At 69.4% G+C, this 21,940-nt stretch carries 22 protein-coding genes and 2 tRNA genes; 7 read left to right on the forward strand and 17 right to left on the reverse strand.

Features of this window, described 5'->3' with window-relative positions; all coding sequences use genetic code 11:
- Positions 1-74 precede the first annotated feature (74 nt).
- Positions 75-920, forward strand: coding sequence for an SDR family oxidoreductase (locus tag AUC47_RS06090; protein WP_096714322.1), 846 nt, complete (start codon positions 75-77; stop codon positions 918-920).
- Between the two features lie 71 nt (positions 921-991).
- On the opposite strand, the gene AUC47_RS06095 is transcribed toward AUC47_RS06090, so the two are convergent.
- Genes AUC47_RS06095 through AUC47_RS06105 form a run of 3 tightly spaced genes read right to left on the reverse strand, consistent with a single transcriptional unit; the run spans position 992 to position 2,522 of the window.
- A complete protein-coding gene (locus AUC47_RS06095) occupies positions 992-1,339 on the reverse strand; it encodes a hypothetical protein (RefSeq protein ID WP_096714323.1) in 348 nt (115 codons plus the stop codon).
- Complete coding sequence (locus AUC47_RS06100; RefSeq protein ID WP_096714324.1) at positions 1,336-1,959, reverse strand: Asp23/Gls24 family envelope stress response protein; 624 nt, start codon at positions 1,957-1,959, stop codon at positions 1,336-1,338. The genes AUC47_RS06095 and AUC47_RS06100 overlap by 4 nt, the downstream gene beginning before the upstream one ends.
- Positions 1,956-2,522, reverse strand: a complete 567-nt coding sequence (locus AUC47_RS06105; protein ID WP_096714325.1) for an RNA polymerase sigma factor — start codon at positions 2,520-2,522, stop codon at positions 1,956-1,958. The genes AUC47_RS06100 and AUC47_RS06105 overlap by 4 nt, the downstream gene beginning before the upstream one ends.
- 279 nt (positions 2,523-2,801) lie before the next feature.
- Here AUC47_RS06105 and AUC47_RS06110 point away from each other — a divergent pair, with 279 nt between their 5' ends.
- On the forward strand, positions 2,802-3,407 hold the full coding sequence (locus AUC47_RS06110) for a TetR/AcrR family transcriptional regulator (RefSeq protein ID WP_096714326.1): 606 nt from the start codon (positions 2,802-2,804) through the stop codon (positions 3,405-3,407).
- A complete protein-coding gene (locus AUC47_RS06115) occupies positions 3,407-5,053 on the forward strand; it encodes an MDR family MFS transporter (protein WP_096714327.1) in 1,647 nt (548 codons plus the stop codon). Before AUC47_RS06110 ends, AUC47_RS06115 begins: the two co-directional genes overlap by 1 nt.
- Before the next feature lie 60 nt (positions 5,054-5,113).
- Here AUC47_RS06115 and AUC47_RS16700 read toward each other — a convergent pair whose 3' ends face one another.
- Positions 5,114-5,281, reverse strand: a complete 168-nt coding sequence (locus AUC47_RS16700; RefSeq protein ID WP_179297539.1) for a hypothetical protein — start codon at positions 5,279-5,281, stop codon at positions 5,114-5,116.
- Positions 5,282-5,360: 79 nt separating this feature from the next.
- Positions 5,361-6,152 (reverse strand): SDR family NAD(P)-dependent oxidoreductase, encoded by a 792-nt coding sequence (locus tag AUC47_RS06120; protein ID WP_096714328.1) that lies wholly within the window; start codon positions 6,150-6,152, stop codon positions 5,361-5,363.
- A gap of 107 nt (positions 6,153-6,259) precedes the next feature.
- On the opposite strand from AUC47_RS06120, the gene AUC47_RS06125 reads away from it, so the two are divergent.
- Entirely contained in the window at positions 6,260-6,751 is a 492-nt protein-coding gene (locus tag AUC47_RS06125) for a MarR family winged helix-turn-helix transcriptional regulator (RefSeq protein ID WP_096714329.1), read from the forward strand.
- 25 nt (positions 6,752-6,776) lie between these two features.
- On the opposite strand, the gene dinB is transcribed toward AUC47_RS06125, so the two are convergent.
- The 10 genes from dinB to AUC47_RS06175 form a co-directional block, all read right to left on the reverse strand.
- Entirely contained in the window at positions 6,777-7,973 is a 1,197-nt protein-coding gene (dinB, locus tag AUC47_RS06130) for a DNA polymerase IV (protein ID WP_096714370.1), read from the reverse strand.
- A 125-nt stretch (positions 7,974-8,098) separates the two neighbouring features.
- Entirely contained in the window at positions 8,099-10,210 is a 2,112-nt protein-coding gene (locus tag AUC47_RS16705) for an endonuclease/exonuclease/phosphatase family protein (RefSeq protein WP_256999465.1), read from the reverse strand.
- A gap of 276 nt (positions 10,211-10,486) precedes the next feature.
- Positions 10,487-10,560: transfer RNA gene (locus AUC47_RS06140), tRNA-Met, on the reverse strand.
- A gap of 34 nt (positions 10,561-10,594) precedes the next feature.
- Positions 10,595-10,666: transfer RNA gene (locus AUC47_RS06145), tRNA-Thr, on the reverse strand.
- A gap of 69 nt (positions 10,667-10,735) precedes the next feature.
- Entirely contained in the window at positions 10,736-11,968 is a 1,233-nt protein-coding gene (locus tag AUC47_RS06150) for a M23 family metallopeptidase (protein ID WP_256999466.1), read from the reverse strand.
- Between the two features lie 192 nt (positions 11,969-12,160).
- Positions 12,161-12,952, reverse strand: coding sequence for an inositol monophosphatase family protein (locus tag AUC47_RS06155; RefSeq protein ID WP_373557851.1), 792 nt, complete (start codon positions 12,950-12,952; stop codon positions 12,161-12,163).
- Positions 12,952-13,962 carry a hypothetical protein gene (locus AUC47_RS06160; protein WP_096714332.1) on the reverse strand — a complete coding sequence of 337 codons (1,011 nt, stop codon included), beginning with the start codon at positions 13,960-13,962 and terminating at the stop codon, positions 12,952-12,954. The genes AUC47_RS06155 and AUC47_RS06160 overlap by 1 nt, the downstream gene beginning before the upstream one ends.
- 117 nt (positions 13,963-14,079) lie before the next feature.
- On the reverse strand, positions 14,080-14,877 hold the full coding sequence (locus tag AUC47_RS06165) for an enoyl-CoA hydratase/isomerase family protein (RefSeq protein WP_096714333.1): 798 nt from the start codon (positions 14,875-14,877) through the stop codon (positions 14,080-14,082).
- A 46-nt stretch (positions 14,878-14,923) separates the two neighbouring features.
- A complete protein-coding gene (locus AUC47_RS06170) occupies positions 14,924-15,415 on the reverse strand; it encodes an FBP domain-containing protein (protein ID WP_096714334.1) in 492 nt (163 codons plus the stop codon).
- Between the two features lie 119 nt (positions 15,416-15,534).
- On the reverse strand, positions 15,535-16,242 hold the full coding sequence (locus tag AUC47_RS06175) for a FadR/GntR family transcriptional regulator (protein WP_096714335.1): 708 nt from the start codon (positions 16,240-16,242) through the stop codon (positions 15,535-15,537).
- A 132-nt stretch (positions 16,243-16,374) separates the two neighbouring features.
- Here AUC47_RS06175 and AUC47_RS06180 point away from each other — a divergent pair, with 132 nt between their 5' ends.
- Both AUC47_RS06180 and AUC47_RS06185 read left to right on the forward strand, forming a co-directional pair.
- Positions 16,375-17,781, forward strand: a complete 1,407-nt coding sequence (locus tag AUC47_RS06180) for a GntP family permease (RefSeq protein ID WP_096714336.1) — start codon at positions 16,375-16,377, stop codon at positions 17,779-17,781.
- Positions 17,782-17,786: 5 nt separating this feature from the next.
- Positions 17,787-18,302: a gluconokinase gene (locus AUC47_RS06185; protein ID WP_218838206.1), complete on the forward strand. Its 516-nt coding sequence runs from the start codon at positions 17,787-17,789 to the stop codon at positions 18,300-18,302.
- A 12-nt stretch (positions 18,303-18,314) separates the two neighbouring features.
- Here AUC47_RS06185 and AUC47_RS06190 read toward each other — a convergent pair whose 3' ends face one another.
- Together AUC47_RS06190 and AUC47_RS06195 are read right to left on the reverse strand one after the other, a co-directional pair.
- The gene (locus tag AUC47_RS06190; protein ID WP_096714338.1) at positions 18,315-19,490 is read right to left on the reverse strand and encodes an exo-beta-N-acetylmuramidase NamZ family protein; all 1,176 of its coding nucleotides are present in this window, start codon (positions 19,488-19,490) and stop codon (positions 18,315-18,317) included.
- Between the two features lie 2 nt (positions 19,491-19,492).
- A complete protein-coding gene (locus AUC47_RS06195; protein WP_096714339.1) occupies positions 19,493-20,359 on the reverse strand; it encodes a MurR/RpiR family transcriptional regulator in 867 nt (288 codons plus the stop codon).
- A gap of 230 nt (positions 20,360-20,589) precedes the next feature.
- On the opposite strand from AUC47_RS06195, the gene AUC47_RS06200 reads away from it, so the two are divergent.
- On the forward strand, positions 20,590-21,879 hold the full coding sequence (locus AUC47_RS06200) for an ABC transporter substrate-binding protein (RefSeq protein ID WP_096714340.1): 1,290 nt from the start codon (positions 20,590-20,592) through the stop codon (positions 21,877-21,879).
- Positions 21,880-21,940: the final 61 nt, after the last annotated feature.

A 21,940-nucleotide genomic window follows, 5' to 3' on the forward strand; every position in this document is an offset into this window, starting at 1 on the left:
TGGGTACCCGCGATGCGGAATGTTCGGTGGCGCGGGCTCGGTTGAGCGAGATGTCAGCAACGAAAGGACACCCCATGACCATTCTCGTCACAGGAGCGACCGGCCAGCTCGGCCGCCTCGTCATCCAGAGCCTGCTCGAGCGCGGCGCAGACCCGCAGTCGATCGTCGCAGGAGCCCGCGACACCGCCAAGGCCGCCGATCTGGGCGTTCGCGTCGCCCGCCTCGACTACACGGACCCCTCCTCGATCGCCGCGGCGCTCGACGGCGTTGACACCGTCCTCCTCATCTCGGGATCGGAGGTGGGCCGACGCGCGCAGCAGCATCAGGCTGTGATCGACGCCGCAAAGGCTGCCGGGGTGACGAAGTTCGTGTACACGAGCGCTCCGAAGGCGACGACCAGCGACCTCGTCCTCGCACCGGAGCACAAGGCCACGGAGGAGGCGATCAGCGAAGCCGGCCTCCCGGCCGTGATCCTCCGCAACAACTGGTACACCGAGAACTACGCTGCCGACCTCGCTCGCGCCGCCGAGACCGGGGTCGTCGCCGCCGGCGCCGGCGACGGACGGGTGGCGTCGGCGAGCCGCAAGGACTTCGCGGATGCCGCAGCGGCCGTGCTCCTCGAAGACGGTCACCTCGGTCAGGTCTACGAGCTGGGCGGCGACATCGCGTGGAGCTACGACGATCTCGCCGCAGCCATCGCCGAGATCACGGGCCGAGACGTCGAGTACCGGCGGCTCGCACCGGCCGAGCAGGCCGAGGCACTGCGCGCGGCCGGTCTCGATGAGGGGACCGTCGGCTTCGTCGTCGCTCTGGATGCCGGAATCGCGGGCGGCGCACTCGCTGACACGGACGGCACGCTGGCTCGACTGATCGGCCGTCCGACGACGCCGCTGGTCGACGGTCTGCGCGCGATCGCCTGAACCGATCCGACGGTGTGAGGGCGCCGGATGCTCCGGCGCCCTCGCGAAGCCCGTGGGCAAACAGGCCCGCCTCAGGCGGAGTTCTCGCGGGAATGCACGTACGCCACCGTGAGCGCGATCGAGGAGAGCGTGATCCCCTCCTCGCTCAGCGCCTCGACGACCGCGGCGCGAACCGCCCGCAGGGTCTCCCGTGCTCCGGGCAGGAAGTCGATGCCGAGCGAGGCCTCGACGCGCACGCCCGACCCCTCGGGCGAGACCACCACGACCGGCTCGCCGCCGGCACGCAGCCCCAGAGCCACCGCACCCGCTCCGACGAGATTCGACACGAGCGACCCCGAGCGATACAGGTCACGCACACCGGGCGTCGCCCGCACCGCCGCCTCGACGCGCTCCACCAGCACGGGGGTGATGTCGGTCATGATCGTCCCTCCGTCCAGTTCTCGATCCTCTGGATGTCGCGCACGGTGACGTCGATCGAGGTCACCCGCAGGTCGGTGTGCCGGCGGACGCGATCGGCGACCTCCGCACGCAGCTGCGACACCGCCTCCGGGATGGGTTCACCGTAGAGCATGCTCACCTCGATGCCGATCGCCACGGGCATGCCGATCGTCGTCACTTCTCCCTCGAGCGCCGTGCGTCCGACGAGGACCCCGGGGACCGCATTCTCCGCCGAGCGGATGAGCCCGCGCAGAGCACCCTCGGTGATGCCGAAGTCCGCGGTGGGATCCTGCTCGTCGAGTGGCACCCTTCGTCCCGCTCGAGCATCCAGCGCGATGCCGCTCAGGATGCGGTCGACCCAGCTGTCCTCGACCGGCGGCATCGCCGCGGCATCAGCGTCGATGAGCTGGCCGCCCAGCCCGTGGAGTCGCGCGAGTGCGTCGAGCGCGAGCTGACAACCCGGCGATCCCTCGATCGAGGGGTCGCGCGGCACCCTCCCCGCCTCGAGATAGTCGGCGAGCTCGTCGAGCGTGTGCCCGTCGAGGTCGTCCGGCTCGAGTCCGAGCCGGCGCACCTCGGGCGCTCCCTGATCGTCGCTCATCGCCACTCCTCCATTCGAACGATCATGTACTTCCTCGCGCGCGAGAGAAGGCCGCGCGCCGTCGAGACCGGTATGTCGAGCTCCTCGGCGATCTCGTCGTACGAGTAGCCGCCCATCTCCCGGAGCACCCAGCACTCCCTCTGTGCCGCCGGCAGCTCCTGCAGAGCCGCCCCCAGCGCCGCGATACCTGCCCGAGCCTCCGCCACGTGATCGGGGCCGGCGTGAGACGGTGCCGGCTGCTCGATCTCGTCGACGTCGACCGTCGGACGGAGCGCTCGGATGCGGTCGACCGCCTTCCTGCTCACGATGCGCATCAGCCAGCTCTTGACCTTTCCCGGGTCCTCGAGCTCGGAGAACCGCTGCCACGCGGTGACGAACGTCTCCTGCACGATGTCATCGACATCGGCCGAGGCATTCAGCATCCGCTGCGTGTACGCGCGCATCATCGGCGTGTACCGCCGGACGAGTACGGCGAAGGCAGCGACATCCCCGTCGATCGCTCGGCCCGCGACGATCCGATCGTCGGCGAGTTCGAGAGCTCCGCGAAAAGGGCCCGTCGCCATATGTCCATCCCCTCGTTCTTTCCCCCAGTGGGGATTCGGAGCAGAATGCGCACCGGATCGGCCTTCATCGATCGCCTGCGCTGCCCATCGTGAATCCCTTCCCGCCTCTCGGCGGAGTCCCTGCCTCAGCACCGCGAACGCGCTGAGGGTCGTCGTCCCCACGACAACCCTCAGCACGGGTCGCAGTGTCGCGACATCTGTAAGACGCACCCCACCCCTGAAACGTCACAAAGTTCTCGAAAGTTGCACTATCCGGTTGATTGTGCATAATTGCACTCTATGGACAAGAGTGCAGAGTCGACCCGCGAGCAGCGCAAGCGCGAGACCGCTCGCGCCCTCACCGATGCCGCTCGGCGGCTGACCGTCGAGCACGGCTTCGCCGGGTTCACGGTCGAACAGCTCTGCACCGAAGCGGGGGTCTCGCGTCGCACGTTCTTCAACTACTTCGAGAGCAAGGAGAACGCGGTGTTCGGGGTCACCGCGGTCGATCTGCGTCAGGAGGCTCTCGAGAGGGTGTTCGTCGGCGCCGACGGCGACCTCCTCGACGACTTCCTCCGCCTCACGGTGGATCGTTTCGCTCTACTCAACCCCCTGGACGACGCGCCAGCGATGTTCGCCGTGATCGAGCAGGAGCCGCGCCTGCTCAAGGCCGCGTTCGAGCAGCTCGCCAAGAACGAGCGACGAGACATGGACCTCATCCTCGAGCGCACCGGCGACTCGGAGAATGCCGCCCTGCGGGCCGAGGTCATGGTCCACACCGTCGGTGCGCTCGTGCGCCTGAGCATGGATCAGCTGCTGCACCACCACTCCACCGAGCCGTTCGGCGACCTCATCGCCCGCCGTCTCGACGCCGCCCGTACCGTCTTCGCACAGAAAGCCGACTGATGTCCGCCACCGCCACCAAGGACGCGCCGTTCCTGCTCACCAAGCGGCGCATCTGGATCATCTTCAGCGCCCTCATCGCGGGCATGCTGCTCGCGAGCCTCGACCAGACGATCGTCTCCACGGCAATGCCGACGATCGTCGGACAGCTCGGCGGAGTCGACCACCAGGTCTGGATCACGACCGCGTACCTGCTCGCCACCACGATCGTGATGCCGATCTACGGCAAGTTCGGCGACGTGCTCGGGCGACGCAATCTCTTCCTCGTCGCCATCGCCCTCTTCACCCTCGCGTCGGTCGGCTGTGCGTTCGCCACCGACTTCTGGATGTTCGTGGTCTTCCGCGCCCTGCAGGGACTCGGCGGCGGCGGACTGATGATCCTCTCGCAGGCGATCATCGCCGACATCGTGCCCGCCAACGAGCGCGGCAAGTACATGGGCCCGCTCGGCGCGGTGTTCGGACTGTCGGCCGTCGCCGGCCCTCTGCTCGGCGGGTTCTTCGTCGACCACCTGACCTGGCAGTGGGCGTTCTACATCAACATCCCGGTGGGCATCGCGGCGTTCATCATCGCCGTCGTCGCGCTGCAACTGCCGAGCAAGAAGGCCGAGAAGCCGATCGACGTCTTCGGCGTCATCTTCCTGTCCATCGCCACCACCTGCCTGATCTTCTTCACCGACTTCGGCGGCGACGCCGAGTTCGGCTGGGACTCGGCTGCCACCTGGGCCTGGGGTGCCGGGCTCGTCGTCGCCGCCGCGGCGTTCATCGTCACCGAGTCGCGGGTGCAGGACCCGATCATCCCGCTGAGCCTGTTCCGCAATCCGATCTTCGTGAACGCGACGGCGATCGGCCTCGTGCTCGGCATCGGCATGTTCGCCGCGATCGGCTTCGTCCCGACCTTCCTGCAGATGTCGTCCGGCACGTCTGCTGCGGCATCCGGACTCCTGATGATCCCGATGATGGTGGGCCTCATGGGCACCTCGATCTTCTCGGGAATCGCGATCTCGAAGACCGGAAAGTACAAGGTCTACCCGATCGTCGGCACGGTCATCACCGGACTCGCGATGGTCGCCTTCACGACACTGTCGGCCTCGACGCCGATCTGGTTGATCTGCGTATTCCTGTTCTTCTTCGGCGCAGGCCTCGGGCTGATCATGCAGGTCGTAGTGCTCGTCGTGCAGAACGCGGTACCCGCCGGCGAGATCGGCACTGCGACGAGCACGAACAACTACTTCCGCGAAGTGGGGGCATCGCTCGGCACCGCGGTCTTCGGCACCCTCTTCACGACCCGTCTCACCGAGAACCTGCGGGGAGTCTTCGGCGGCGCCGGCGCCTCCCCCGAAGAGGCCTCGCAGGCCGCGTCGACGATCGACCCCGCGACCCTCAGCGCGCTCCCCGACGAGGTGCGCGACGGCATCGTCACCGCCTACGCGGATGCTCTCGCACCGGTCTTCTGGTACCTCGTGCCGTTCATCGTGGTGGCGCTCCTGCTCTCGCTCTTCTTGAAGCAGATTCCGCTCTCCGACCAGGCCGGACTCGTCGCCCGCGGCGAGGCGATCAGCGGCGAAGAAGCCGAGCGCCTCGAGGCCGAGCAGCGCAGCCGTCCCGGAGGGGCACCCCGCGCCGAGATCGAGGATCCGCGCGAGCGGTGAGCATGCAGAAGGGCCCGAAACTCCGCGGAGTTCCGGGCCCTTCTGTCATCCGGTCGCCTGTCAGGGCAAGTCGGCCACGTCGACGTCGTCGTCGCCGCCGGAGGTCTGCCCCTCCCCGGGCGTCGCCTCGTCGGGTTCCGGATCACGGTCGTTCGTCACGAAGTCGGCGTCCACGCCGGTCGCGTCGACCTCGGCCTCGTCACCGGGTGGCATCTGAGGGTCTGACATGATCACTCCGATCTCTGCTGCGGACAGGAATCCCAGTCTCGCTGCGAAGAATGATCCCGGCGATCCCCTTGACAGACGGTCAGAGGATGCCGGTGAGCACGCCCCCGTCGGCTCGCAGCGCGGCGCCGTTCGTCGCCGACGCGACCGGACTCGCGAGATACGCCACGAGGTGCGCGATCTCGACGGGATCGATGAAACGCTCCAGCAGGGTGGTGCGGTTCTGACCGATGATTGCGTCGCGCATCTCGTCAGCTGTCATCGCCTGAGTTCGAGCGATCGCTTCGACCGACGCCGCGACGCCCTCGGAGTAGGTCGGACCTCCGAGCACCGTGTTGACGGTGACGGCGGTGCCGCGCGTGAGCTTCGCGAGACCGTTGCCGAGCGCGATCATCGCCGCTTTCGTCACCCCGTAGTGCACCATGTCTCCCGGGACGTTCACGCCGGACTCGCTGCTGACGAAGACGACGCGACCCCACCCTCGCCGCAGCATCCCGTCGAGCAGCGCGCGCGACAGGCGGACGCCGCTCATCAGGTTCACCTCCAGGTAGCGAGACCACTCCTCGTCGTCGATCGTCGCGAAGTCGGCGAGCCCGAACAGTCCGACGTTGTTGACGAGGATGTCGACGTCGCCGAGATCGTCGATCAGACGCGCGACCGCCGCGGAATCGGCGAAGTCCGCCTCGATCCCCGACACCGTCGCACCGGGACGCTCGGCCCGGAGCCGCTCCACTGCCGAGTCGAGTCGTCCCGCGTCGCGGCCGTTGAGCACGACCTCCGCGCCCTCCGACGCGAGAGACGCCGCCACGGCGAAGCCGATCCCCTGACTCGATCCGCTGATGAACGCCCTCTTGCCCTGCAGCCGCAGATCCATCGCTGCCTCCTCTTCCGACGCCTGCGCGCCTCCATGACTTGCTTGCGCAAGTAAACCTACGTGTCGTTGAGTTGATTGAGCAAGTCAACGCGGCATACGCTGTCGTCATGACCGAGCCGCAGAAAGCCTCCCTGACGCCCGACGAACTGGCGATCTGGGCATCGCTTGCGTCCCTGCTGGAGCGCCTGCCTGCCGCTCTCGACGCGCAGCTGCAGCGCGACAGCGGACTCACGCACTTCGAGCACGGCATCCTGCAGGCGCTCGACCTGGCCCCCGCACGCACTCTGCGCCTCAGCACGATCGCCGCCTATGCGAGCTGCACCCTGTCACGGCTGTCCCGCGCGGTCTCCCGCCTCGAGAAGAAGGGCTGGGTGCAGCGCAGGGTCGATCCGACGGACGGACGATTCACGCTCGGAGTGCTCACGGATGCCGGTCATCGCGCGGTCGTCGCCTCGACCCCCGGTCACCAGGCGCTCGTGCGCGAGCTCGTCTTCGACGCGCTCACGGCCACTCAGGCGCGTCAGCTCGGCGAGATCAGCCGCCGCATCGCGACCGCCGTCGGGCCCGGCGAGCCCTGGAGCCCGCCACCTTCCGCCTGACACCCGCTGCCTGATCTCCTCGCCCTCACTCGTGCTCGGGCAGCACCGGGGTCGACCATCCGGGATCCCGGCCGACCTGGGTCGCACGCGAGAGCGACGCCGACCCGAAGCGCTCGCGCACCGAATCGAGCACCGAGTCCAGCTGCTGCCCTCCCTCGTCGTCGAACGGCAGCTCCGCGGGCGCGCGGTCGGTGCTGCCGAGCTGAGAGAGTGAGATGCCGATCAGGGTGATGCCCCGGTGCTCGATCTCCGGCTGCGCGTCGGCGAGGAGCCCGCGGGCGAGCGCGAGCAGCACCGTCGTGCGGCCCGTCGGGGTGCGCAGGGTTCGCGACCGCGTCGCCTTGGCGAAATCGCCGTATCGCAGTCGAAGCACCACGGTGCGGCAGACGCGGTCTCGCTCGCGCAGCCGCCGCGCCAGCCCGTCGACGATCTGCGTCAGAATGACGTCGAGCTCCACCTCCGAACGGGGCCGCGACCCGAGCGCGCGCTGCGAGCCGATCGATGCCCGGCGCCTCGCGGTGTCGACCGGCCGAGGATCGCGCAGGCGGGCCAGCGCGTGCAGGTGCGCGCCGCTCGCCTTTCCGAGCAGCCGCTCCGCCGTCGCCTCCTCGAGCTCAGCGAGCTCGCCCACGGTGTGGATACCGAGGCCGTGGAGCTTCTCCGCGGTCGCCGCCCCGACACCCCAGAGGCGTTCGACGGGGAGGGGAAGGAGGAACGCGTGCTCCCGTTCCGGTTCCACGATCAACAGGCCGTCCGGCTTGCTCACGGCACTCGCGACCTTGGCGAGGAACTTCGTGCGCGCGACCCCGACGGAGATCGCCAGACCCACCTCAGTTCGCACGCGCTCGCGCAGACGCACCGCGATCTGCTCCGGGCTGCCGGCGAGGCGGCGGAGACCGCCGACCTCGAGGAACGCCTCGTCGATCGAGATGCCCTCGACGAGCGGGGTGGTGTCGCGGAAGATCGCGAACACATCGCGGCTCGCCTGGGAGTACACGTCCATCCGGGGCGGCACAACGACGGCATCCGGACACAGCTCGCGCGCCTGTCGCCCGCCCATCGCCGTTCGCACGCCGCGAGCCTTGGCCTCGTAGCTCGCCGCGAGCACGACCCCTCCCCCGACGATCACGGGTCGCCCGCGAAGCGCGGGTGCATCTCGCTGCTCGACCGAGGCGTAGAACGCGTCGAGGTCGGCGTGCAGCACGGTCGCCTCGTCGCGCATCACGCCTCCCTTCGGCATCCGATCGGGAGAATCGTCGCACCGACCCCTGACATCCGCGGGCCGAGGGCGAAACCGACGCGGCCGCCCCGATCGAGATCGGGGCGGCCGCGCGAAGGATCCGAGTGCTACTGCTGACGCAGACGGCGTCGCGCGAGCAGCGCGCCTCCGAGACCGAGTGCCGCGAGCGCGATCCATACGGCGGCGAACGGCAGCTCGCCGCCGGTCTGCGCAAGGCCGTCGCTCGCCGCTTCCTGCGCGGCGGTCACCGTCACAGCGGCTCGCACCTGCGTGCCGTCGGGAAGGACTACGACAAGCGTGTGCACACCCGCCGAGACGGATGCCGGGATCCTCACGGTGGTCGCGAACTCACCCGCGGCCGTCGCGGTGACCGTGCCCAGGTTGACGGGCGTGGAGTGGAGCTCCAGCCGCAGCTGTGCGCCGGCCGCGAAGCCGCTTCCGGAGACGCGCAGCGACCCGCCTGCGACGACGGTCTGCGAACCGGGCACGATGGTCGCGGTCTCGGCCACAGGCTCATCCGCCCCGATCGTCACCGCGGCGCTGGCCGCCTGGGCCGGAGCGTAGCCGTCGAGCGAGCCGCTGACCCGCACGGAGAGAGAGTGCCCGGCCAGCGAGGCCGGGATGGAGAAGGTCGCGGAGGTCGCGCCCTCGATCGCCGCGCCGTCGAGCAGCCACTGGTAGGCGAACCCGGTTCCCGCGGTCCACTCCCCCGGCTGCGCGGTGACCGTCGCACCGACCTTCGCGGTGCCGGTGATCGACGGGGTGCCGACGACGAGGTCGCCCGGCTCTGCGGCCGCCTGACATGCGTCGCCGCAGACCACGAACTCGGCCTGCAACCCCTTGTGATCGCTGGTCCACAACGTCTGCGGTGTGAAGATCTCCTCGTCCGAGACCGGCAGCGCGCGTGCGCCACGGACGATGTCGCCCTTCGGTCCGACGATCCGGGTGCTCTCGAGCGTCAGGCGCTCGTCCGGCGCGAAGAAGATGTAGTCGATCCGATCGCGCTCGTCGGCTTCCGGTGCCCAGGCCAGCTGGGAGACGCTGACGTTCGGGGTGTCGGCGGGCCATGTGAACCCGGGGTGGGTGACGGGGTCGGGATAGACCGCCCGGTACGCGTCGACGAGGCCGCCGTCGCGCAGGATGCTGGTGGTCTGCCAGGGCGCGACGACGCCGTTGTGGTCGTAAAGGTCCGCGGTCGCCTCGGTCCAGTCGAGGGTCGACGGCTCGTTCATGTCGGCGCCCATCATCGTGAGGCGTCCTGCTGCACGCTCGGTCGCCATGTCGGCGGTCAGCGCGGTCGCGGCGGCGGGCCGGCCGGAGGCCTCGTTGGCCGCCAGGATCTGCGGGACGTCTGTCACCGGGGCGCTGAGCTTGTTCCACCCGCGCCACTCGGTCGGGAAGCCGGCCGCGAGCACGTCGCCGGCGTAGCCGCGGGGCAGGTAGGTCGCGTAATAGCGGTACTCGAGGTGGCCGCCGTAGGCCGCGATCTGCGTGTCGCCCACCTGGACGATCGCCTTCATCCATCCGCCCTGCGTCCCGGGGACGCTCACGACGCCCGCGTCGACGATCGGGTAGCGCGAGATGACGCCGGCGCTGCCGCCGGTGGAGTGGTAGTCGAACCCGAGGTCGCGCGCGATCGCCGCCGCACCGCTCTGGGCCTCCTCGACGAAGATCAGGTCGGCGCCGATCTCGGTGAGCATCGTCGCATCGGAGGTCTTGCCCCACAGGTTGAGCTGCACGACCGACAGCCCGATCGGCTTCGTCGGATCGACCGCGGGCCCCTCATACGGCGCCTCGGCGACCGTGAACGCGACGGGCTCGCTCACCCTCGTGTAGCCGTCGTTGTAGAGATACTCGACGCGGTAGTCGCCGGCGGGAAGCGGGTTGCCCGATCGGTCCTTCGCGGGCAGCTGCACCGAGCCAGAGGCGCCGGGTGCATATGCCCACGCCATGCCGCACGCGTCGCAGGGCTCGGGCTTTGATGCCGGGTAGATCGCGACCCAGTTCTTCGTGCTCGGGCGATCGGTGACGAAGTCGACGGTGAGGTTCGCGCCCGGCGCCACTTCAGCGGTCGAGAGGGTGATCTCGGATGCCGCGGCGGCCGCGGCCGGAGCCGCACCCATCAGTGGCGATACGACGAGCACGCCCGCAGCGAGGGCTGCCGCGAGCAATGGGACACGCCGGCGTCGGCGCGATCCGGGGGCGGGAGACGAGGACATGTCTGCGATGTTCCTTCCAGAGACGCGATCGGCACCCTGAGGGGAGCCGGCGGAAGGCTCGGATGACCTCCCTTGACGCGAGAGAACCGCCGCGAGGTGACCGGCCGGTGAACGCGAAGGGACCGGACGAGGACACCCGAGCGGGCGGAGCCGAAGTCGAGCGCCCACGATGCGCACCTGTTCAGGACGGAGCACGCGAGGCACCTCCGGCGGCGGCCCGCGCAGAACACGCCCGAGTACGCCAAAAGCCCCGGATCATCCGGGGCTTTCGTTCTGTAGCAGGAGCGGGGCTTGAACCCGCGACCTCACGATTATGAGTCGTGCGCTCTCACCAACTGAGCTACCCTGCCGCACGGCATCCGCACTGCAGATGCGAATACTGCGAGCCCCGAGTCAGGATTGAACTGACGACCCCTTCCTTACCATGGAAGTGCTCTGCCACTGAGCTATCGGGGCGTGCTGCCCCTCGCGGGGCAACCACACGAGAATACCATCACTGTGGCGTCCTCATGAAATCGAGGCGGGTCAGTACGAGTACCGACCCGCGTTCTCACGGAGCCACGGCAGCGGATCGATCTTCGCGCCGTTGACGATGATCTCGAAATGCAGGTGCGCGCCGTAGGAACGGCCGGTGTTGCCGGTGTGACCGACGACGTCGCCGACCTTCACGCTCTGACCGGGCTTGACCTGGAGCGAGCCGTACTGCATGTGCGAGTAGTGGCTTGTGACGACCTGGCCGTCGATGACGTGGTCGATGTAGACGGTCACGCCGTAGGCGCCGCCCTGCTCGGTGGCGATGCGCACCACGCCGTCGGCGACGGCCTGGATCGGGGCGCCCTCGCCAGGCACGAAGTCGATGCCCTCGTGCAGACGGCCCCAGCGCATGCCGAAACCGGAGCTCATGCCCACGCCGACCTTGAACGGCCACTGGATCGCGGCCTCGGGGTCGTTCGTGAAGACCTCGTTGGAGTAGTTGATGCCCTCTTCGGATGCCACCTCGACGAGGGACATCGTCGAGAAGCTGTCAGAGCGGGCGAGCGACTCGTTCTGCACATCGGACGACGTGACGAACGCCTGGATCTCATCGTTCTTGCCGCCGGTGGCGCCAGCGCCGGAGGCGGCGACCAGCGACGTGGCCGACAGCGGCTGGCCACCCTGCACGGCGGCGACGGCCTCCGCGGGAAGCGTCATGCCCACGGCGAGCAGACCGGCGAGGCTCATGACGCCGACGGTCGCGCCGACGGCGAGGAACTTGCGCACCGGAGGGCGACGGCGTGCCACGTGGGTGGCGGCCGGGGCCTCATCGTCCGGAGCCGTCTCGGGCTCGGCAACCGGCTCCTCAGCAGACGCAGTCGGAGTCGGGCCGGTCGCGACGGCACGGAAGACGCGGGATGCGGTCGTGAATGGATCGGCGTCGAAATCGGCCGCGTCAGGGATCGACGCCTCGGCGGCAGCCTGCTCGGCGGCAAGCTGCTCTGCGACGGGCTGCTCGGCGACGAGCTGTTCTGCGGCGAGCGGCACGGCGGCGGCCGCCGTGTCTTCGCTCCCGGCGACCTCGACCGGGGCGGCGGCGTCGGAGTCTGCGACCTCGAGGTCGGTGGACTCGGATGCTGCGGTCGCGGCGGCGACGGCCGTTGCGGCGACGAACACCTCTGCGGTGGTCAGTCGTTCACGGGCGGCGCGGCGAGACAGCGGTGCGGCGGAGACGGGGAAAGTGTCTTCGGAGTCGGCTGCCTGTACCTCTGCCGCGGTGGCCACGATGGGCTCGGTGCGGAGTCGGCTGGACCGGCGCGTGGGCGCAGAGGCAGCCTGGGGGTTCTCGAAGGGCAAAACGAATTCTCTCGGGTTAGACGTCACGCTGGGGGGCGTTCGGGCTCTCATCGTTCGGGGCGATGAAAGTAACGATCGGATAAACCCTAGCCCGAGGAGGCTGGGAATGCCATGAATCGCTCACGTTTCCTTTCCGATGATGTCACAGATCCGGTCATGGACCGCAGTTCCACCGGAGATGAGCATGGGTCTCGGCGTGGCGACGTCGAGGCGCGACACGCGGCCCCCGGCCTCGACGACGAGCAGCGCGCCGGCGGCGAAATCCCACGGCTTGAGACCGCGCTCGAAGTACCCGTCGAGGCGTCCCGCCGCGACGTACGAGAGGTCGAGGGCGGCCGATCCCGACCGGCGCAGATCGCGTGCCATCGTCATGACGCTGCGGGTCGTGGCGAGGTCGCCGTCGTGCGTCGCCGGGTCGTAGCCGAATCCGGTACCGAGCAGAGCTCCCGCGGGCGTCGACTCGTTGACCGAGAGCCGCTGGTCGCCGAGCCGGGCGCCGTGACCGCGCGCGGCGGTGAAGAGCTCGTCCGCGGCGGACGAGTACACCGCACCGGCGAGCGCCTTCCACGATTCCGGGTCGGCGCTGCCCTGCACGGCGGCGATGCTCACCGCATACATCGGGCTGCCGTAGGCGTAGTTCACGGTGCCGTCGATGGGGTCGACCACCCAGGTGATCCCCGTCTCCCCCGACGTCGGCTCCGACTCCTCCCCGAGGAATCCGTCGCCGGGCCGTGCCTCGCGGAGTCGATCACGGATGAGCGCTTCGACCTCGCGGTCGGCCTCGGTGACGATGTCGGCGATCGACGACTTGGTCGCGGCGAGATGCACACCCTCCGCTCGGCGTCGCCGTGCCAGCTCGCCGGCCTCTTTCGCGATCTCCGATGCGAGGTCGCGCAGGTCGATCTCGGTGATCACTGCGGCGGCATCGGTGGAGCGGGCGGGTACGCACCGGGCGCTTCGGGAGCCGGGGGAACCGGCGGCACGCCAGGGGCCTGACCGGCAGGAGCAGGCGGCGCAGGAGCAGGCGGCGGAGGCGTAGGCGAGTGCGTGGGCCTGCCCGCCTCGGGAGCGGGCGGGAAGCTCGCCACGGGGAAGGGCTGCGGAGCCGCGGCGGCGAGCGGAGCCTGCTGCGGCAGCTGCGCCTGGGGCATCACCGACGGGTGACCCGTGTAGTAGGCGTTCCAGTCCGGCGAGCCGTCGGGCAGCACAGGCAGCGGCGTCACACCGTCGGCGTACGTGGGCCACGCCGGTGCGGACGTGAGCGGCTGCGGCGCGCGCGCCTTCTTCGGTGCGAAGAGGGCATTGAGAAGCGGGATGAGCGTGGTGCCGACCGCCGCGAGGATCGTCAGTGCGACGACGATACGCCAGTACAGCTCGCCGTAGTCGAACGTGTGCGGGAAGGTGAGGAAGAACACCAGCATCCCGACCAGTCCGGCGAGGAACACCAGCGTCGCGATGTAGATGATGCGCGTGAAGGTCGTGCGGTGGCGCTGGGCCGCCGGAGTGAACAGCCGGACGTGCAGCAGTGCCAACTGCAGGATGCCGACCACGAGCAGCAGCTGGAAGAACCGCTCAGCGCCGGTGAAGTAGGCGTCGTCCTCCGGCAGCCAGATCTTGACCGCTCCGACGAGCAGGGCGATGATCCAGGTCACCATGCTGGCCAACGCGAGCCAGTCCGGGCGGTTCGGCGCGAGGCTCGCCTCGAGGATCGCGATGCCCGCGAAACCCGCGAGCAGCAGGATCGTGAGGAACGCGCGACCGATCAGCCCGTCCTGGTCTCCGACCAGCACCCAGATGACGCACACGAGCGCTGCCGCGATCAGAGCGCCGATCGCGATCCAGATCGCTCCCCGGATGAGGAGGGACAGGTTCTTCTTCTCGGCCAGCGGCTGCGGCGGCTGGGCGATCTCCGGCTGGGACATCGCGTTCCTCTCGTTGTGCGGCGTTGCGTTCATCCTTGCACGTGGCCCGTCGGATGCGCGGCGGCCGGACGCGATGCGGGAGGAATCACCCCCGATCGCCGATCGGTGCAGGAGTAGTCAGCGGGCCGAGCGCGACGATGCGGCGGCGAACGCGGCGATGCGTGCCTGCGCGTCGGGCGTGGCCATCGCCGCGCCGATCGATCGCGCCTCCTCGCTTAGCTGCTCGGCGAAGGTGCGCTCCGGCTGCGACCGCACCAGGCGCTTCGCCTGCCCGTATGCCTCCGCCGCTCCGGCGAGCCAGAAGCGCGCGATCTCCTCGGCGCGGGAGCGAACGAGCTCGACTTCGCCCGCGGCATCCTCTCCCCGAACGGCCTCGGCGACGAGCCCCCAGTCGACCGCCTCCTCAGCCGTGAGAAGCCGATCCTGCAGCACGAGCTGCAGGGCGCGGCGCTGACCGACAGCCCGCGCGAGCTGCGCCGACACGGAGAGGTCGGGGGTCAGACCGATGTTCGCGTACAGGCTGCCGAGGCGCGACCGCGATCCGATCACCGCGTAATCGCTGCTGAGCAGGATGCCGAGACCGCCGCCCGCCGTGGTGCCGTGCGCCGCGACCACCACCGGCACCGCGGACTCGGTGAGCGAGCGGATGCCGCTGTTGATGACCTCGGCGAGAGCCGTGATGTCGGTGCCGGCGCCCGACGTCGTCGCCATCTCGATGACGTCGCCCCCCGCGCAGAACGACGGCCCTGCCGCATCGATGAGGATCGCCCTCACGTCGTCGCGCGCGACAGCCTCTGCCGTGGCGTCGCGCCAGGCGTGCGCCAGCTCGGCGTTGAAGGCGTTCAGCCGCTCCGGGCGATTGAGAGTGAGCCGAGCGAGCCCTTCGTCGACGGTGGACAGGATGACATCGCTCATGGCTTCTCCTTCGAGCACAGGACGTATGCCACCAGGCTAACCGCGATCAGGAATCGGCCCACACGCGCGCCGTGAACGCCTCCATGCGGCGACGCGTGCCGTCAAGGCGGAAGTCCACCTGCCCGGCGGCGCGGATCTCGTTCGGCGCGAGCGGATGCGCGAGTCGCACGTTGTCGTGGCACGACAGATCGGCGCAGATGTAGGTGCCGACCGAGTCGCCTCGCGCACCCGCCTCACCCGTGCGCCGTGCGGAGAACAGGGACACCTGGTTGCCCGGCTGCATCGTGTGACAGATGTTGCACATGCCGGAGCGTGCGCGGCCCGGCTCCGAGACGCGCAGCACGATGCCTGCGACGGCCCCTTCGTGCTGCACGAGCACGTACCCGCGGCGCCCCGCGCCCGGATCGCGCCAGGCGAAGAAGTCGAGGTAGTCCCAGTCGATCAGCAGGAAATCGTGCGGCATCTCCATGACGCGCAGTTCATCGGGATCGGCGTTGACGAAGGACGCACGGACGTCTGCCTCGGTGAGCGCTCGCATCCGCCCAGTCTAGGCAGACCATCGGGTGGCGGCTCCGCGCACCCGATCGAGCTCCGCCTGGCGGATAAGGCGCAGCAGCGCCCTCGGCGGGGACGCCGGATGCCGTGGCATCCGGCTGGTCAGCGCGCCGCGCGCTGCATCGCCTGATCCGCCTCCGAGACGATGTCGCGCATGGCGGCGGCCGCTGCGTCTGCGTCGCCGCTCGCGACCGCGAAGGCGACGTCGCGGTGCCACTGCACGGCGTTCTGGTCGGCGACGTGGGGCATGAGGTCGTGCTCGGTGCGACCGCGGAGCACAGCCTCGACCGTCTCGCCGAGCGCTGCGAGCATCGCGTTGCCCGATGCCTCGAGCAGCAGTCGGTGGAAGCGCACGTCCGCCGCGAGGTAGCGCTCGCGGTCGGCCTCGTGATCCTCCTGCGCCATCTCCACCACCAGCGAGACGAGGTCGACCTTCTGCGCCGCGGTGGCGCCGCCGGCCGCGAGCCGCGCGGCCAGGGGCTCGATGGCGGATCGAAGCTGGCTGAGCTCGCGAAGCTGTTCGTCGCGGCCCGGGCCGTCGAGTCGCCAGGCGATCACCTCTGGTGCGTAGACGTTCCAGTCGGCGCGCGGCCGCACCTCGACCCCCGACTTGCGTCGCACCCACACGAGTCCGAACGACTCGAGGACGCGCACCGCCTCACGTGCGGCCGATCGGGAGACGCCTCGTCGTTCGGCGATCTCGACGGTCAGCATCCGCGAACCGGGAGCGTGCACGCCGTCGACGATGGCGCGACCGAGCTCGTCGACGAGGGAATCATGCAGCGGGCTGCCGTTGCGCGGAGCAGTCATAGGTCGAGTATGCCCGGCACGGTGGCGTCACGCAGCACATCACTACCACCTGGCGCAGATCATGACCACCATGACCCCCAAACGTGCTTATTATGTACGACGTAAAGCCGTTCGCCCGGATCAAGGAAGCTCATGGCACCCACCCCGTACCTCAGCACGCTCGCGGCCGCCGTCTCCGACGCCGCTCCGACCGACCGCCCGGCGGGCCAGCTCATCGCCGCCGCCGTCCTCGGCATCGCCGTCATCGTCATCCTCATCACCTGGGTGAAACTGCACCCGTTCCTGTCCCTCACCATCGGCGCCCTCGCGACCGGTGCGATCGCGGGCATGGACATCGGCGCCTCGGTGACGAGCTTCTCCGCCGGATTCGGCTCCACCATGGGCGGCGTCGGAATCCTCATCGCCCTCGGCGCGATCTACGGCAAGCTACTCGCCGACTCCGGCGGCGCCGACCGCATCGTCGACACGCTGGTGTCCCGTGCCGGCGCCCGGTCGCTCCCCTGGGTCATGGGCCTGATCGGCGCCGTCATCGGACTGCCGATGTTCTTCGAGGTCGGACTCGTGCTGCTGGTGCCCGTCATCATCCTCGTCGCCCGCCGCTCGGGACAGTCGCTCATGCGCATCGCGATCCCGACCCTCGCCGGTCTCTCCGCCATGCACGGCCTGGTGCCCCCGCACCCCGGCCCCCTCGCCGCCATCGATGCCCTCGGCGCGAACCTCGGCCTGACCCTCGCATTCGGCGTCATCGTGGCCATCCCTGCCGTGATCATCTCCGGTCCGCTCTTCGCGCGGTTCGCCGCCCGCTGGGTCGACGTGCCCGTGCCCGAGCTGTTCGTCTCGGCGGAGGACTCCGGCGACGAGCGGAAGCGCCGGCCGTCGTTCGGCGCCACGCTCACCAGCATCCTGCTGCCGGTGTTCCTCATGCTCACCAAGGCCATCGCCGACATCACCGCCGCCGGGTCCGACGCGCCGTGGAAGGTCGCCCTCGACTTCCTCGGCACGCCCGTCATCGCGCTGCTCATCGCGGTCATCGCCGGTTTCTTCATCCTCGGTCGCGGCGCAGGATTCACGCGCGACAGGGTCAACGACATCGTCGGCTCGTCGCTCGGGCCGATCGCCGGCATCCTGCTCATCGTGGGCGCGGGAGGCGGGTTCAAGCAGGTGCTGGTCGACACCGGCATCGGCGAGGTCATCGCGCAGTTCGTGTCCGGATCCTCGGTGTCGGTGCTGATCCTCGCCTGGCTCGTCGCCGTCGTGATCCGCATCGCGACGGGTTCGGCCACAGTCGCGACGATCACCGCGGCCGGCATCCTGCAGCCGCTCACCGAGACGCTCGACTCGCCCATGGTCGCGCTGCTCGTGCTGGCCATCGGTTCGGGCTCGGTGTTCCTCTCGCACGTGAACGACGCCGGGTTCTGGCTCATCAAGGAGTACTTCGGCCTCAGCATCCCGCAGACCCTGAAGTCGTGGACCGTGCTCGAGTGCCTCATCTCGGTGACCGGCCTCGCCGGCACGCTGCTCCTGAGTATGGTGGTGTGACCATGATGGCTGCACAGGCTCCCGTTCTCGTGCTCATGGGCGTCGCCGGTACCGGCAAGTCCACGGTCGCCGCGATGCTCGCGGGACGGCTCGGCTGGACGTTCGAAGAGGGCGACGACCTGCACCCCGAGGCGAACGTGAAGAAGATGGCGTCGGGCGATCCGCTCACCGACGACGACCGCTGGCCGTGGCTCGACCGCATCGCGGAGTGGATCGACGAGCGCATCGCCGCCGGAGAGCCGGGGATCATCACGTGCTCGGCGCTCAAGCGGAGCTACCGCGACGTGCTCCGTCGCGACGCGGTGACCTTCGTGCACTTCGTCGGCGACCGCGAGCTGATCCTGGAGCGGATGCTGCGCCGTCAGGGACACTTCATGCCGACGACGCTGCTCGACTCGCAGTTCGCGACGCTCGAACCGCTGGGCGAGGACGAGAAGGCGATCGAGGTCGCGATCGACCAGACGCCGCAGCAGCAGACCGCGGAGATCACGTCGCGGCTTCGGCTGCTCGCCGACTACTGACAGCCGCGAGCGTCAGCGGTAGAGCAGGTCGGATGCCACGGCATCCGCCCACTCGAGCACGGCGAGCGCGTCCGGCGCGTCCCACTCCCCCGCGACGATCTGCGCGAACGCATTCTTGACGCCGAACAGCTTCTCGAGCGGCGTCCAGTCCGATTCCCCCGGCATCGGCATGAGCGAGCGCTCCTCCAGGGCGCCGGGATGGAGTTGGGCGAGCAGCGACAGCAGTCGCACACCGGTACGCACGGGCCGGAAGGCGTCGGGGTCCGCCACGTGCAGGATGACGCCCTCACACGTGTCCCCGGCATGGTCACGCACCAGAGGGGTGAAGCCGTACGGCACCGCCGCCAGCCCGGGCAGGTCGGCCGCAGCGATCGCCTTCGCGTACGCCTCACCGTCGATGAACGGCGCCGCGATCACGCGGAACGGCACGGCCGTGCTGCGCCCCTCCGAGACGTTCACGCCCTCGGCCAGGCAGGTGCCCGGATAGAGCAGCGCCGTGGCCGCCGAGGGCAGGTTCGGCGACGGGGGCATCCAGGTGAGCTCCTGCCGACCGAGCGCCGAGCGCCTGCGGTTCCACCCGGCGACCTCGACGACATGCAGCTCCACGTCGATCCCGCGGGTGCGCACCCAGTGTCGGGCGAGCTCGCCGATCGTGAGTCCGTGGCGGATCGGCATCGTCCAGCGTCCGACGAGCGATTGGGCGTTCTCGTCGAGCATGGGCCCCTCGGCCTGGTCGAGGCGTCCGCCGATCGGGTTCGGGCGGTCGAGCACGATGACCGCCACTCCTGCGTCGGCACAGGCCTCGAGCACGTGGCTGAGCGTCCAGATATAGGTGTAGAACCGCGCGCCGACGTCGGGCAGGTCGACGAGCAGCACGTCGATACGCGCGAGGTCGGCGGCCGACGGGCGCACCTGCTCGCCGTAGAGGCTGCGCACCGGTATGCCGGTGACGGGGTCTTTGTCGTCGCCGACCAGCTCGCCCTCCCTCGCGCGACCGCTGAGTCCGTGCTCGGGCCCGAAGAGCAGGTCGAGCGTCCACCCGGCCTCGACCAGAGACTCGCGCCCCCGGCGGAGGTCGCTCGTCAGCGCGAGGTCATTCGTCAGCATTCCGAGCCGCTGGCCGGACAGGCGGGTGGTGAGCTCTGCGGGGATGTCGCGGGCGATGAGGCGGTCGATGCCGAGGATCATGATCAGTCGATTCTGTGGTCGGTGACGGCGTGGAACGTGCGCTGCAGGTTGTCGGAGATCGTGTCGTACTCGGCCTGCGCGATGCGCGTGAAGAGGAAGTCGAGCACGGCCAGCTGCGCGATGCGGCTCGCCATCGCGCCGGAGCGGAAGGTCGACTCCGATACGGCGGTGACCAGCACGAGGTCGCACACCTGCGCGAGCGGCGAGCGCGGGTTGTTCGTGATCGCGATGGTGGCGGCACCGGCTTTGGCGGCGGTCTGCGCCGACTGCACGATCTCAAGCGTCCGGCCGGAGTGCGAGATCGCAATCGCGACGTCGCGACCGTCGAGGAGGGCCGCGCCGGTGAGCGCGAGGTGCAGGTCGGTGCGGGCCTGCGCCCAGAATCCCGCGCGGTGCAGCTTCTGCTCGAGGTCGAGGGCGGCCAGGCCGCTGGACGCCGTGCCGTAGATGTCGATGCGTCTGGCACCGCGGAGCGCAGCGACGCAGCGTTCCAGCTCGTCGATGTCGAGCTGGCGGGCGGTGCGCTCGATCGCGGCGGCCTCGGAGAAGGCGATCTTGCGCACCGTGGTGACGGCGTCGTCGTCGCGGTCGACGTCTCCGCCCGAGACCTGGAACCGTTCGCGCTCGGAATCGCTGCGGCTGAGCTCCGCGGCGAGCGCCATCCGCATCTCCGGGTAGCCGGCGAAGCCGATGCTGTTCGTGAACCGGGCGACGCTCGCGACCGAGGTCTGGCAGGACCCGGCGAGCTGCGTGATCGACGCATCGACCACGACCTGCGGTTGGGCGAGCACGTACTCGGCGACCCGGCGCTCGGTGGGGGTGAGCGCCGACAGACGCTGGTGGATCGCGGTCACGACGCTGTTGGACACGTGAACATGATGACAGAGGTGCGGCGAGTTTTGGTAAAGATTTTCAGGAACCTCTTGCATTTGTGAAAGTAATTCTCCAGAGTGTCTAGTGCGCGCCGCACTCCCCCGAGGCCGCAGCACGACAGAGCAGTCGCACGGCCCCGCACCAGCACCCCGGTGCGGAGACAGTCGCCTCTCCGTCGCACAGCAGAGCAAGCCGCCCATCGGCTCTCACCACCGAGAGGAATCCCATGCGACACCCATCGACACGTATCGCCCTCACCGCCGGCATCCTCGTCACGGGCCTCGCCGTGGCCGGCTGCGCGCCAGCGGCCTCCAGCGGAGAGGGAGACGGCGGTGAGAACGTCACCCTCAAGATCTGGTCGTGGCAGGCGTCCTCCTCTCCCAAGTGGGAGGCCGTCTTCGACAAGTACGAGGAGTCGCACCCCGGTGTGACGATCGAGTTCGAGGGCTTCCAGCCGACCGAGTACAACCAGATCCTCGCCACCGGCCTCGAGGGCAGCGACGGACCCGACCTCGCGATGCTTCGCGCATACGGCGGCATTCAGCCGGCGATCCAGTCCGAGCAGCTCGTGCCGATCGACGACATCGTCGATGGCCTCGACCAGTTCGATCCCACGGTGCTCCGTGCGGCGCAGGGCAAGGACGACGGCGCGACCTACGGCGTCCCGTTCGCGTACCAGACCATGCAGATGTTCTACAACAAGACCATGTTCGACGAGATGGGTCTCGAGGAGCCGAAGGACTGGGACGAGTTCATCGAGCTGCAGGAGACCCTGCTCGAGGAGGGCGTCACCCCCATGGCCCTCGGCGCCCGCGAGGACTGGGTGCTGCCGATGTTCCACGACATCGTGGGGTCGGCCCAGTACGGCGGATCCGACTTCGAGGAGAAGGTGCTCGCGGGCGACGTCGACTTCACCGACCCCGCCTACGTCGCGTCGCTGCAGACCGTGAAGGACATGCAGAAGTACCTCGACAAGAACGTCAACGCCATCGCCGTGGCCGATGCCGTGCTGCAGTTCACCTCGGGTCAGGCCGCGCAGTGGCCGGGCGGCTCGTTCGACCTGCCGACGTTCCAGAGCTCGGCGCCCGACACCGAGTGGGGCGTGTACGAGGTGCCGCCGGCTCCCGGCAGCGCGCTCGACCACGCGGTCACGCCCGGCTACGCCGACGGGAGCTTCGGCATCAACGCCGCCAGCGAGAAGCAGGATGCCGCGGCCGAGCTGCTCAACTGGATGACCACCACCGAGTTCGGCCAGCTCGTCGCCGACGAGGTCGACCAGTTCTCCGCGCTCCCGGGTGTGGAGTACTCCGACCCGCTCATGCAGGAGATGAACGAGCAGTACACCGAGAACCCCGCTCCGTACCTGCTGCTCGTCGACTTCCGCTACGGCGACCCCACCGGCACCGCCGTGCTCGGCCCGGACATCCAGGCGATGTTCCTCGGCGACAAGACGCCCGAGCAGCTCGGCACCGACCTGCAGTCCGGCGTCTCCACCTGGTTCACGCCCGGTTCCTGATCCGCACCATCCGCACCGAGGGGGCGTCGTCCGCGGCGCCCCCTCTCGGAGCGAAAGACTC

It is taken from the genome of Microbacterium sp. SZ1 (assembly GCF_002362255.1).
GTDB lineage: Bacteria > Actinomycetota > Actinomycetes > Actinomycetales > Microbacteriaceae > Microbacterium.

Coding starts and splice junctions, on each gene's coding strand:
- AUC47_RS06170 (WP_096714334.1), bottom strand. CDS start 15,415: ATGCGAGCGCTCACCGAGGCAGACGTCCGTGCGTCCTTCGTCAACGCC.
- AUC47_RS06175 (WP_096714335.1), bottom strand. CDS start 16,242: ATGACTGCTCCGCGCAACGGCAGCCCGCTGCATGATTCCCTCGTCGAC.
- AUC47_RS06165 (WP_096714333.1), bottom strand. CDS start 14,877: ATGAGCGATGTCATCCTGTCCACCGTCGACGAAGGGCTCGCTCGGCTC.
- AUC47_RS06180 (WP_096714336.1), top strand. CDS start 16,375: ATGGCACCCACCCCGTACCTCAGCACGCTCGCGGCCGCCGTCTCCGAC.
- AUC47_RS16705 (WP_256999465.1), bottom strand. CDS start 10,210: ATGTCCTCGTCTCCCGCCCCCGGATCGCGCCGACGCCGGCGTGTCCCA.
- AUC47_RS06200 (WP_096714340.1), top strand. CDS start 20,590: ATGCGACACCCATCGACACGTATCGCCCTCACCGCCGGCATCCTCGTC.
- AUC47_RS06100 (WP_096714324.1), bottom strand. CDS start 1,959: ATGAGCGACGATCAGGGAGCGCCCGAGGTGCGCCGGCTCGGACTCGAG.
- AUC47_RS06095 (WP_096714323.1), bottom strand. CDS start 1,339: ATGACCGACATCACCCCCGTGCTGGTGGAGCGCGTCGAGGCGGCGGTG.
- AUC47_RS06110 (WP_096714326.1), top strand. CDS start 2,802: ATGGACAAGAGTGCAGAGTCGACCCGCGAGCAGCGCAAGCGCGAGACC.
- AUC47_RS06090 (WP_096714322.1), top strand. CDS start 75: ATGACCATTCTCGTCACAGGAGCGACCGGCCAGCTCGGCCGCCTCGTC.
- AUC47_RS06125 (WP_096714329.1), top strand. CDS start 6,260: ATGACCGAGCCGCAGAAAGCCTCCCTGACGCCCGACGAACTGGCGATC.
- AUC47_RS16700 (WP_179297539.1), bottom strand. CDS start 5,281: ATGTCAGACCCTCAGATGCCACCCGGTGACGAGGCCGAGGTCGACGCG.
- AUC47_RS06160 (WP_096714332.1), bottom strand. CDS start 13,962: ATGTCCCAGCCGGAGATCGCCCAGCCGCCGCAGCCGCTGGCCGAGAAG.
- AUC47_RS06120 (WP_096714328.1), bottom strand. CDS start 6,152: ATGGATCTGCGGCTGCAGGGCAAGAGGGCGTTCATCAGCGGATCGAGT.
- AUC47_RS06115 (WP_096714327.1), top strand. CDS start 3,407: ATGTCCGCCACCGCCACCAAGGACGCGCCGTTCCTGCTCACCAAGCGG.
- AUC47_RS06105 (WP_096714325.1), bottom strand. CDS start 2,522: ATGGCGACGGGCCCTTTTCGCGGAGCTCTCGAACTCGCCGACGATCGG.
- AUC47_RS06185 (WP_218838206.1), top strand. CDS start 17,787: ATGGCTGCACAGGCTCCCGTTCTCGTGCTCATGGGCGTCGCCGGTACC.
- AUC47_RS06190 (WP_096714338.1), bottom strand. CDS start 19,490: ATGATCCTCGGCATCGACCGCCTCATCGCCCGCGACATCCCCGCAGAG.
- dinB (WP_096714370.1), bottom strand. CDS start 7,973: ATGCGCGACGAGGCGACCGTGCTGCACGCCGACCTCGACGCGTTCTAC.